Source organism: Phyllobacterium chamaecytisi (assembly GCF_020164455.1).
In the GTDB taxonomy this organism is placed as follows: domain Bacteria; phylum Pseudomonadota; class Alphaproteobacteria; order Rhizobiales; family Rhizobiaceae; genus Phyllobacterium; species Phyllobacterium chamaecytisi.
The window spans coordinates 287,065-298,806 of record NZ_JAIQWW010000003.1 but is presented as its reverse complement, the minus strand read 5'-3'; the positions used below and the strand labels follow the sequence as shown (position 1 = coordinate 298,806).

Genomic DNA, 11,742 nt, shown 5'->3' with positions numbered 1-11,742 from the left:
TCCGGGGGAGGGGAGGGGCCACCGACAAATGTCAATGGCCCATGAAACAGAACATATTAGTTGGCTACATTTTTTTCATAAGCCTCGAGGATCGCCGAGTTGTAAGGGGCGATCGGAAAAGGCTTGGCTTTGGTTGCGAGATCAGCAGGGGAAATATCAACGAAGAGCTTGTCCCAGCTGGCCTTGTCCAGTTCGGGCTGCACGAACTTCGCATCAATACCGGGGTACCAGTTGAATCGCTTGACGATACCATCGGCCTGAACTTTCGGGCTCGTGGCGAGCGCAACGAACTTCTCTGCCAGTTCGGTGTTCGGGCTCTTGGACGGAATCACATAGTGCATCGGTTGGCCGGGCATACCCGGCGCAGGCAGGAACAACTTCATCTCCGGTGGCAATTTGCCATCTGCCTGCCACGAATAGAACATGTCGACCCAGACCGGCCCCATGGCGATTTCGCCGCGGCTGAGCATATCCAATGTGCCAGCATTGCCCGGGGTAAGGGTGGCGTTCGTCGTGAAGTCCTTCAGACTGGCGAAGGCCTTGTCCCACTTTTTGGTCTCGGCTTCCTCGAACGGACCATTCATCAGCTTGTTGGCGTCGCCGTCGCCAAACGCATAGATCCAGCCCATGACGAAGCTCACACCGGAAGCGCCGCCTTTGATACCGTTATAGCCGAACTGCTTCGGATTCTGCTTGGCCCAGGCAACAAGCTCCTCGTAGCTCTTTGGCGGGTTGGGTATGAGCGCCGGGTTGTAGGCGATCGCCGTCTGGCTTGAAAACATCGGCATGACATAACCATCGACATTTGCGCCTAGCGCCATCTTTGCCTTTTCGCTGGTGACCATCTCGCCGGAAGGTATCTTCGAGCGATACGATTCGAGATAACCGTCCTTAACCAACGGCCCGGCGAATTTCTCATGCACAACGGCGACGTCAGCGTCCCATTTGTCGACATTGGCCTTTGCCTGTGCATCGAACCGCTCGACGATCTTCTGCGATCCGGCGTCCCCTGGGCCTGTGCCAACGACGCGAACCGTCGTCCCCGGATTTTCCTTCTCGAACAGAGGGCCGAGATAGTCGTTGATGTAGTCGACCATGTTTTGGTCGCCAGCTGTCAAAACCGTAAGATCGCCAGCCGCAGCGGGGGTAGCCGCCAGTCCGAGGATGAGAGAGGCCTGCAGAAGTGTCTTCATTTGTTATCTCCCTTGAGAAAAGTGAACGGTGCAGTGTTGTTTTGGCGGCCAGGTTTCCGGCATCCAATTTGTTTAAAGCGCGCGTGCCTCAGCCAGGCCTTCGACAACGTTGAAGATAAAAAGCGACTTGGCCGGAATGCATACCCGTACTGCCTCGCCCTGATTGAAGGGCGTATCAGCATCGACAAGGATCTCGTTCTCACCCAGCCTGATTGCGTGACGCCAATGGCCACCCGGATAGCTGACGCTTGTAACCTGGCCACGTAACTCCAGCGTGCCAGGTTGCAGAACCGTCTTATCCTCAGAACGGGCAAGACGTGCCGCCTCGGCACGGAAACGCAGTTCAATCGGGCCGGTTGCCAATGTCCGTCCGGCAAGTGCTGTGACGATCGAAGGGTTGAACGAACCTTCCATGAGTTCGACCTGCTCGCCTTGGACACGCGCCTGCATCGACAGAAGATTCTCAGCCCCCATGAATGCTGCCACGAAAGGGGAGGCGGGTTTGTTATAAACGTCTTCCGGCGACCCCTCCTGTTCAATACGACCCGTATTCATGATGATGATGCGGTCTGCCATCACCATCGCTTCCTCGCGATCATGGGTGACATGGATAGCCGTTATGCCGAGCCGCTTCTGCAGAGAACGAATTTCGTGGCGCACCGTCAGGCGAATGCGCGCATCGAGATTGGAAAGTGGCTCATCCAGGAGCAGGATTTCCGGATCGATTGCCAAGGCCCGACCGAGCGCAACGCGCTGCCGCTGTCCGCCCGAAAGCTGTCCAGGCTTCCGATCGCCAAGACCCGCAAGGCCGAGCAGATTCTGCATCTCGTTGACCCGCGCGTCGATGTTTTCTCGCGACTGCCTTTGCAACTTCAACCCGTAGCCGATGTTCTGGGCAACAGTCATGTGCGGCCACAGCGCATAGGACTGGAAAACAAGCGCCATGCCGCGTTTGTCCGGCGGCATTTGCGTAACGTCGCGATCCGCCACCCGGATGGAACCGAAAAATGGCTTGGTAAATCCTGCGATCGTGCGCAATAGCGTTGTCTTGCCACAGCCGGACGAGCCCAGCAGAGCAACGAATTCGCCCTTGCGGATACCGAGGTCAAGCTTATCGAGAATGGTCGTTGTGCCATAGCCAACACTCATCTTCTCGACCGAGAGAAATGGCCGCATACTTCAGTTCCACCCTATTGCGCAGCTGTGCAATTTTTCCTTGTACTGTCTGTTCATAACAGCCACGTGACAAGCGAAAAATATTGAAGCTGCAAATGCACAATTGCGCCGGCCTGATGACACCCGACAGGGAAAGTGCGACTTTCGTATATATGTCATAGAACCGTTATCCGGCTTGTATAAGGGTGGCCAATCCGTTTGTGCCCGCATAAAAGAGAAGCGGGCTTGTCTCGTTTGATAAAAGGGAATCATCGTGCGTCAACTTCTCGCCGCTGCAATTTTATTGGCCGCCGGGCTGCATCCAGCCTTCGCCGTTGATGGTAAACTCGTTCTCTATACAAGTCAGCCCAACACCGACGCACAACAAACGACAGACGCGTTTATGGCAAAGAACCCCGGCATCAAGGTCGAATGGGTTCGTGACGGGACGCCGAAGATCATGGCCAAGCTGCGCGCCGAAATCGAAGCGGGCAATCCTCAACCCGATGTTCTTTTGCTTTCCGATGTTGTGACAATGGAAGGGCTGAAGAAAGAGGGTCGCCTTCTCACGTTCAAGGATGCCGATACCAATGGCATCGACCCGGCGCTGATGGACAAGGACGGAACGTATTTCTCCACCAAACTTATCACTACAGGCATCGTCTACAACACCAAGGCACCTTTCGTTCCCGCGAGCTGGAGCGACCTCACCAAGCCTGAGGCCAAGAATCTGGTCAGCATGCCGAGCCCGCTGACATCGGGTGCCGCAATGATCCATACGGTGACGTTGACGGAAAACCTGCCGCAGGGCTGGGACTTCTATGCCGAGCTCGCCAAGAATGGTGCACAGGCCGCAGGCGGCAATGGCGATGTCCTCAAAGCTGTGAGCGGCGGCGACAAGCTTTTCGGCATGATCGTCGACTACATGCCCATTCGCGAAAAGGCCAAGGGCGCGCCAGTTGAATTCGTGTTCCCGAAGGAAGGCGTCTCGGCCGTAACCGAACCGGTCGCCATTCTCTCCACGGCGAAGAACCCTGAGGCCGCAAAGGCCTTTGTCAATTTCCTTTTGTCTGAAGAAGGCCAGAAGCTTGCGGTCGGCATGGGCTATATCCCTGCGCGTCCCGATGCCGGTCTTCCGGCAGGTTATCCGGATCGTTCCACCATCAAGGTCCTGGCGTTCGACGCAGCCGGCGCGTTGACAAACGACACAGCGAACAAGGAAAAATTCAGCGACGTTATGGGGCAGTAAAGCTCTTTGGCTGTTTCCCAATCTATCCGCCCGGGCGAACAACCCGCGTCGCGCGACGCGGGTTTTCTCCCAATCCTGTGGCGAAAGCTTCGCTACGATACCCGGCTTTCGAAACTGGCCGTTCTGGTAGTCATTTTTCTGCTGAGCCTGGTCCCCGTGCTGCGCCTCATGTCGACGGCCATTGCTCCCGGCGGCGAAGTTGATCTGACCGCTTTCGCAAGCCGCCTTGCGAGCCCGGCGGTCATCCGTGCAACGTTCAATACCCTTGACACGTCCTTCTTCGGCGCGTTGCTGGCCCTTGTGATCGGTGCGCCCTTTGCCGTTGCCCTATCCATGACCGACTTGCCAGGGCGCCGGACGCTGGGTTTCCTCCTGCTGCTGCCGTTGATGATCGCGCCGCAGGTCATGGCGCTGTCCTGGCTGCACTTGTTCGGTCCATCGAGCACCTTGCTTGGAGCCTTCAATCTCTCGCCTCTCCCGGGCACAGCGAATCCTCTGCTCGGCCGCAATGGCATTATCCTGCTTTATGCCATTCAACACGCACCGATCATCTTTATCACGTTGCGAGCAGGGCTTATGCGTGTTCCGCGGGATCTGGTTGAAGCGGCGCGCTCATCGGGGTCTTCACCGCTCCGTGTCCTTCTCACCATTATCCTGCCGATGGTCCGGCCCTATATCGTCGCCGCAACGGCGCTTGCCTTCGTCTCTGGCGTCGGCAATTTCGGCATTCCTGCGCTGCTCGGCATGCCGGTCAACTATCTGACGCTGACAACGCTGATCTATCAGCGAATTTCCAGCTTCGGCCCAAGTGTATTGCCGCAAGTTGCGGCGCTCTCCGTGCTGATTGCCATCCTGGCGCTTCTCGGCGTCACGTTGCAAGCGCTGGCCATGCGCCGCGCTGGTCATCGTTTCACAGTTGGGACACCTGCGCGTTTCACCCTGGGAGGTTGGCGGTTGCCGCTCGCGCTGCTGGGCTGGGTCGCCATATTATTCATGCTCATCCTTCCTGTTCTCGCCTTGGTAACGACTGCACTTATTCCGTCATTCGGTGTTCCGCTCAACTGGGCTACTTTGACCTTCTCCAACTTTGAGGAAGTGTTGTTTCGTCAGGCTTCGACCAATCGTGCCTTCCGCAATTCCACAATGCTGGCTGGCGGCACGGCATTGCTCCTCGCCTTCGGCGCCGTTCCGTTGGCGATCGGTCTTGAACGCTTTTCGCGCCTGTCGCAACGAATACTGCACGGGATGATCGAACTGCCCTATGCGCTACCGGGCATCGTCCTCGCCATTGCCTGCATTCTTCTATTTCTACGACCGCTGCCATTCATCGGTAGCCTCTATGCAACGCCATGGATCATCCTCGCCGCTTATCTCATGCGCTTCTTCGCACTCGCGATGAAGCCGGTCACCGCGGCCGTTGGCCAGATGTCGCGAGATCTGGACGAGGCCGCGGCGGTTTCTGGTGCTTACCCCTTGCGCCGGATGATGACGATTATCGCGCCGCTGGCCGCGCCAGCCGCCGTCGCTGGCGCACTCCTGGTTTTCATGAGCGCTTTCAACGAGCTGACTGTCTCCGCATTGTTGTGGTCAAGCGGTAACGAAACCCTGGGCGTCGTGTTGTTCAGCCTGGAGGAAGCGGGGCTCGGCACGCAAGCTGCGGCAATCGCAGTCACGACCATTGTCGTCGTCGTGGTATTGCTTCTTGTCCTGGACCGGCTCGGCAGGAGGCTGCCGGCGGGTGTCCTGCCTTGGCGTTGACCAGAGCAATCCCAGGAAAAGTGGGAACCGGTTTTCCGTCCGGAATTGCGTAAAAAAGAGTTAGAGCAACTCCGTGATTCAAAGAAAAACGGAGTTGCTCTAGGGAATGATCCAGGCGTCGCTAATGCCGAGATGCACCTTGCTTTCAAGGGCGAGGGGATGTGGGCTATCGAGTGTTAGCCACTCACCATTGGCAAGTTCAAGCCACGTTTCGTGCACCGGTCCACGATAGGTGCTTTGCTGAACGACTGCCGCGAGACCTCGATCGGAAAGGGTGACGGCCTCAGGACGAAGCAGGACCTGCACACTATCCGTACCGTTGGCCTGCCCACGCGCAGTGACCTGTGTGCCGCCGATATCGACGATGGTTGATTGGCCGTTCCTGCGCACGACCGTGCCGGAGACAACCGTCCCGCGACCGATAAACCCTGCCACCTTGCGGTCAGATGGCGAATGATAGACTTGCGAAGGGGAGGCGACCTGCAAAATATTTCCCGAACTCATGACCGCGACACGGTCGGATAGCGCGAGTGCTTCCGATTGATCATGCGTCACGTAGACAATCGTTGCGCGCGTGCGCCGGTGTATATCGCGAAATGCTTCGACCATCGAAGCCCGCAAATGCATGTCGAGATTGGCGAGCGGCTCATCGAAGAGAATAATCTTCGCATCGGCGACAAGGCAGCGGGCGAGAGCAACCCGCTGCCGCTGACCACCGGAAAGTTCCTCGATCCCACGCTTGGCGTAACCATCGAGGCCCACACTATCGAGGACGGCAGCGACGCGGCTCGCAATCTCGCCCTTGCCCACCTTTCGCGTCTTTAAGGGATAGGCGACATTTGCAGCCACATCCATGTGCGGCCAAAGAGCATAGGACTGGAAGACAACACCGACACCGCGTTCTTCCGGCTTCTTCTGGCTCTTCGCATCGGCGATCAACTCGTCACCAAACGACAGCTGCCCGCCATCCGGTGCTTCGAATCCGGCGATCTGGCGCAGCAAGGTGGTCTTGCCGCAACCGGATGGGCCAAGCAATGAGGTGAACGACCCGGCTGGAAAATCGATCGAGATATCGTTGAGCGCGGTGACGTCGCCAAAGCGTTTTGTCAGGTTCTGGATGCGGATTTCGGTCATGCGCAGGTTTTACAATTCTTTCTCCAATTTGACACCGGCTATGCTGCGTTTGCGTAACATTTGTGTGACGAGCAGTTGATGTCGGACGTGCGCCTTACAAAAAACCCAGATAGCGCCTGTGATTAGCGCCGGAAGCACTGCCACGAAGGTTCAAATCATTACGAAACTATAATTTGAAATGGCCTTCGGAGTCGTTAGTGCTTGCGCATTAGGGGAAGGCGGGCTCCCACGGCGTACCGCCACGAAAGAGATAATTTGTCATGAAGCGAATCGGCCTTCTGATCGCCACAGCACTCATTGCCGGTATTGGCTATTTTGTCGTCTATCCCGAATTATACCCGCGCGCATCTGCACCAGCACAGAGCACATCATCAGTCGATACATCGTCTAGCGGCGGCAAGACTCGTAAAGGGGGAGGAACGGCCTCTGTCGTGGTTGCATCTGCCAAATCGGAAGATGTGCCCGTCACAAAAACAGTCGTTGCAACAATGGAGCCGATCGATACGGTCGCCGTCAAGCCACAGATCAACGGCGTTGTCGTCGCAACCGAAGTCACCGACGGTCAAATGGTCAAGACTGGAGACGTGCTTTTCCAGCTTGATGATCGTGCAATCCGCGCCATGATCGACAAGGATCAGGCATTGCTTGCCAAGGATCAGGCCAGTCTGGTTGCTGCAAACCTTGATCTATCGAGTGCTCAAGATTTGCAAAAACGCAACGTTGATACGAATCAGCAGGTCTATCAGTTCGAAGCCGCCGTTAAGGTGCTGGAAGCAACGATCAATATGGACAAGGCACAGATTGCTGCTGATCAGGTGCAACTGTCTTATATGACGATCACGGCGCCTATGGACGGGCGCGTGGGCGTCGTCAACACATCCGTCGGCAACTTTGTGCGCAACAACGATACGAACGCCCTTCTCACTATCACCAAAATGGCGCCGCTGCGCGTTGCCTTCATCATTTCCGAACGTGATCTGCCTGCCCTGAGAGCAGCGGTGGCCGATCATCCGACGCCCGTCCAGGTCAAACTTCCAAATAGTAACGTTACGGTCGCGACAGGCACTTTGAACTTCATCGATTCGAGTGTCGATACGTCTTCCGGCACGGTGGTTCTGAAAGCAGATATCGCCAATACGGACGGTGCGCTTTGGCCCGGACAATATGTTACGGCTGTAGTGGAACTCACCGTTCACAAGAATGCCACGACCGTACCGCTCGTTGCCATCCAGCAAGGAAACGACGGTTCATTCGTCTTCCTTGTCCATTCCAACAAAACCGTTGCAAAGCAGAACATCACCCTCACCGACACGGTGGGTGACACGGCGGTTGTCGCTTCCGGCGTAGCGCCTGGTGATCAGGTGGTGGTCGATGGCCAGCTTCACTTGCAGGACGGGTCACCTGTCCAGACAAGCACGCAGGCGGCGGATATAGCATCGTCGATTGACAGTCCGGATGCCGGAGCCTTAGAGGCCGTTAAATGAACATTTCATCGGTCTTCATCCGCCGGCCAATTGCAACCATTCTGCTTTCCATTGCGCTCGCCGCATCTGGCCTCTTCGCCTACAGATTCATTCCAGTCGCCGCGCTGCCCGAAGTCGATTTTCCGATCATAACGGTTTCCGCCCAGCTTCCCGGCGCAGCTCCGGATACGATGGCGAGTGCCGTTGCGACACCGTTGATCAAACAGTTCTCAACAATTCAGGCCATCTCGACGATCAGTTCGACGAGTACCGAGGGTGCAACGCATATTACGCTCGAATTCGATTTGAACCGTGATATCGATCAGGCCGCCGCCGACGTTCAGGCCGCAATCGCCAGCACGCTGCGCCGTCTGCCGGCCAATATGACCGACCCGCCCAGTTACAGGAAAAGCAATCCTGCCGATGCACCGGTCGTTCTCGTGGCTCTGCAAAGCGACACGATGCAATTGTCGAAGCTCGACGACTACGCCGAAAACGTGATGTCTCCCGCATTTTCGACGATCAATGGTGTTGGAGAAGTCCAGGTCTTCGGCACCAAACAATATGCGGTGCGCGTCGAGGTCGATCCGGAGGCGGTGACCGCACGCGGTATAGGCCTTGATGAACTGACATCTGCTGTCGCCAGCAAGAATTCGATCGCCCCCGTTGGAACGATCTCCAGTCCCACGCAGCAGATGGCGATTGAAGCCGATACGCAGGCGCAAAATGCGGATACGTTCCGCCAGATCATCGTCAAATCAGCAAACGGCAAGCTGGTTCGCCTGGGCGACGTGGCTCGTGTTATCGATTCCGTGGCAACGACGCAGACCGAAAGCAGGTATGACGGTAAGCCGTCCCTGGTTCTGGGCGTTTTTCGCCAACCGGGCGCCAACACCGTCGACGTCGTGGATCGCGTCAAGGCGATCCTCCCGCAGTTCCAGCAGGATCTTGGGCCTTCGGCGACCATCCACATCTTGAATGACCGCTCGGCCTCCATCCGGCAAGCGGTATCAGACGTGCAATTTACACTGCTCTTGACGATCGGACTGGTCATCCTGGTGATCTTCATCTTCCTGCGCCGTGTGAGCGCAACGATGATCCCGATCGTGGCTGTCCCGCTTTCGTTGATCGCCACACTTGGCGCGATGTATGTGCTCGGGTTTTCGATCGACAACATCTCTCTGCTCGGCTTGACCTTGTCTGTCGGACTGGTCGTCGATGATGCAATCGTCATGCTGGAAAACATAGCGCGTCATATAGAAGATGGCATGGCTCCGCTCGAGGCGGCACTCAAAGGTAGCGAGGAGATCGGCTTTACCATCATCTCGATTACCACGTCGCTTGTTGCGGTGTTCATCCCGATCCTGCTGATGGGCGGCGTCGTCGGGCGTATCTTCAACGAATTCGCCGTCGTTGTGACAGTGGCTATCGTTGCCTCGGCGCTGATATCTCTCACGCTGACGCCGATGCTCTGCAGCCATTTGCCACCCGAAAAACATACCGATGGCGAAAAGAAGAAGCCGCTCACCGAGCGTATTTTCGACGCGGTGCAGTCGGGTTACGGCCGTGTCCTTGATCTTTGCCTGCGCGCACGCCCCGTCATCCTCGGCGTGTTCCTGTTGACTGTCGTCGCGACCGGCTATCTCTTCACGACGATTAACAAGGGCTTCCTGCCGACCGAGGATATCGGGCAATTGTCGATCTCAACCGAGGCCCGGCAGGACATCTCGTTCGATGCCATGGTGGTGCTGCAGAAAAAGGTGGCGGATGCGATTTCGAGCAAGCCATATGTTGCGCATGTCGTATCCACCGTTGGTGGTGGCTTCAACTCCGCAAGTCTCAATCAAGGGCGAATGTTCGTTGAGCTGAAACCAAAATCGGAACGACTGGCGCTTGAACCACTTCTGCGTGACCTGCGCCAAACCTTGTCTAAGATTCCCGGGATTACCAGCTACCCTGTCGCCGTGCAGAATCTGCGCATCGGCGGCGTCTCCTCCAATGCGCAGTACCAATACAACCTTCAAAGTGTCACTTCGACGGACCTTTATCCATGGTCGCAGAAAATCCTGCTGGCCATGCAGCAGGAACGCCAGACCTTTGTCGATGTATCGAGCAATCTGCAGAACAATGCGCTTCAGGCGAATTTGGTGATTGATCAGGACAAGGCGCAAATGCTCGGCATCAATGCCGATCAGCTCCGCAACACGTTCTATTACGCCTTCGGTACCAATCAGGCGTCGACCATATTCTCGACCGCCGACAGCTATGAAGTCATTCTTGAGCTCGATCCGGACATTCCCTGGACAACCGACAAGCTTGACCAGATGCAGATCCGCTCTCCAACGACCGGCAAGCTGATACCGCTTTCAGCCTTCGCCCATGTTGAGCGCAAGACCGGGCTACTGGCAGTCAGCCAGCTCGGACAGTTGCCTGCGGTCACGATCTCCTTCAATCTGCCACAGGGTGTCTCACTCGGTCAGGCGGTACAGGAACTCGATGCCCTTAAAACGCAGATGGGTGTTCCTGAGACAATCACATCAAGCTTTACCGGTACCGCTCAGGTGTTCCAGCAATCCCTTGCCAATCAGGGTTTGCTGGTCGGCGCGGCGATCCTGACGATCTATATCGTGCTCGGCATCCTCTACGAAAGCTTTGTCCATCCGCTTACCATCCTGACCGGACTGCCGGCGGCCGCGGCAGGCGCACTCGCGACGCTGGAGTTGTTCGGTTACGATCTCAGCGTCATTGCGATTATCGGCATCCTGATGCTGATCGGCATCGTCAAGAAGAACGCAATCATGATGGTCGACTTTGCGCTTGTTCGACAGCGAGCGGGTGAAACATCGTTCGATGCCATTCGCGAAGCCTGTCTCGTGCGTTTCCGGCCTATCATGATGACGACCCTCGCTGCCCTCATGGGTACGATCCCCATCGCCATTGGAGCAGGAGCAAGCTCGGAGCTTCGTCAGCCGCTTGGTGTGGCGGTCGTCGGTGGTCTCGTGGTTTCCCAGATCCTGACGCTATTCATCACACCGGTTATTTTCCTCTACATGGAGGATTTGTCCCGCTCCTTGAGCAGGATCGGACGTCGTCTGCGCGGCACGCACGCGCCGGCGCCGGCTGAATAATCAGGCGACGGCCGAACACACCGCTGCAAAGTGAATACTGGCAGCGACCAGTACAAATCCGTGCCATATCGCGTTGTGAAAGGGCAACCTCTCCAAAATATGGAAAATAACGCCGAGCGAATAAACCACGCCACCGGCGAGAATGAGCCAAACGATCGTGGCGGAGAGCGCGCCGGAAAATTCCTGATAGGCCGCGGCGCCGCTCCAGCCAAGTCCAAGATACAGTGCGATCGACAGCCTGTCGAAGCGGTCTGGCTTGAGGAATTTTAAAAGTACGCCAACAATCGTAATGGCCCATACGCCTGCCAGCAGCCACCACGTTCCACTCTTGGCCATGAAGGGCGTATAGGTTCCGGCAATCAGGAGATAGATCGCAGAATGGTCGAAACGCCGCAGAAACCGCTTAATCGGCGAGGTCGGCCAGATATTGTACGCGGCCGACAGCGACATCGACAAAACCAGAGTAACAAGGTAGACGGTCGTTGCCACATAAGGACCTAGCGCCGTCCGATCAAACATGAACAACAGCAGCGCGACCGATCCTCCCAGCGCCAGAATAACGCCGATGACATGCACAGCGCCATCGGCCCGCAACTCGGCCAGCGTATAGTTCCGATAGACTACGACGGGTGCTGTTGAGACGTCTGCTTTGCGCATGGCCT

At 56.7% G+C, this 11,742-nt stretch carries 8 protein-coding genes; 4 read left to right on the top strand and 4 right to left on the bottom strand.

Going from position 1 to position 11,742, the window contains the following annotated elements; all coding sequences use genetic code 11:
* Window positions 1-56: 56 nt before the first annotated feature.
* Window positions 57-1,193 (bottom strand): ABC transporter substrate-binding protein, encoded by a 1,137-nt coding sequence (locus LB462_RS07030; protein WP_224506587.1) that lies wholly within the window; start codon window positions 1,191-1,193, stop codon window positions 57-59.
* 72 nt (window positions 1,194-1,265) lie between these two features.
* Window positions 1,266-2,369 carry an ABC transporter ATP-binding protein gene (locus LB462_RS07025; RefSeq protein WP_224506586.1) on the bottom strand — a complete coding sequence of 368 codons (1,104 nt, stop codon included), beginning with the start codon at window positions 2,367-2,369 and terminating at the stop codon, window positions 1,266-1,268.
* Between the two features lie 253 nt (window positions 2,370-2,622).
* On the opposite strand from LB462_RS07025, the gene LB462_RS07020 reads away from it, so the two are divergent.
* Both LB462_RS07020 and LB462_RS07015 read left to right on the top strand, forming a co-directional pair.
* Window positions 2,623-3,597: an ABC transporter substrate-binding protein gene (locus tag LB462_RS07020; RefSeq protein ID WP_224506585.1), complete on the top strand. Its 975-nt coding sequence runs from the start codon at window positions 2,623-2,625 to the stop codon at window positions 3,595-3,597.
* A gap of 6 nt (window positions 3,598-3,603) precedes the next feature.
* Complete coding sequence (locus LB462_RS07015; RefSeq protein ID WP_370637080.1) at window positions 3,604-5,355, top strand: ABC transporter permease; 1,752 nt, start codon at window positions 3,604-3,606, stop codon at window positions 5,353-5,355.
* Between the two features lie 99 nt (window positions 5,356-5,454).
* Here LB462_RS07015 and LB462_RS07010 read toward each other — a convergent pair whose 3' ends face one another.
* Window positions 5,455-6,489, bottom strand: coding sequence for an ABC transporter ATP-binding protein (locus tag LB462_RS07010; RefSeq protein WP_224506584.1), 1,035 nt, complete (start codon window positions 6,487-6,489; stop codon window positions 5,455-5,457).
* Window positions 6,490-6,749: 260 nt separating this feature from the next.
* On the opposite strand from LB462_RS07010, the gene LB462_RS07005 reads away from it, so the two are divergent.
* Window positions 6,750-7,973, top strand: coding sequence for an efflux RND transporter periplasmic adaptor subunit (locus tag LB462_RS07005; RefSeq protein ID WP_224506583.1), 1,224 nt, complete (start codon window positions 6,750-6,752; stop codon window positions 7,971-7,973).
* Window positions 7,970-11,080, top strand: a complete 3,111-nt coding sequence (locus LB462_RS07000) for an efflux RND transporter permease subunit (RefSeq protein WP_224506582.1) — start codon at window positions 7,970-7,972, stop codon at window positions 11,078-11,080. The genes LB462_RS07005 and LB462_RS07000 overlap by 4 nt, the downstream gene beginning before the upstream one ends.
* On the opposite strand, the gene trhA is transcribed toward LB462_RS07000, so the two are convergent.
* Window positions 11,081-11,737, bottom strand: a complete 657-nt coding sequence (gene trhA, locus LB462_RS06995; RefSeq protein WP_224506581.1) for a PAQR family membrane homeostasis protein TrhA — start codon at window positions 11,735-11,737, stop codon at window positions 11,081-11,083. It lies immediately after the preceding gene.
* Window positions 11,738-11,742: the final 5 nt, after the last annotated feature.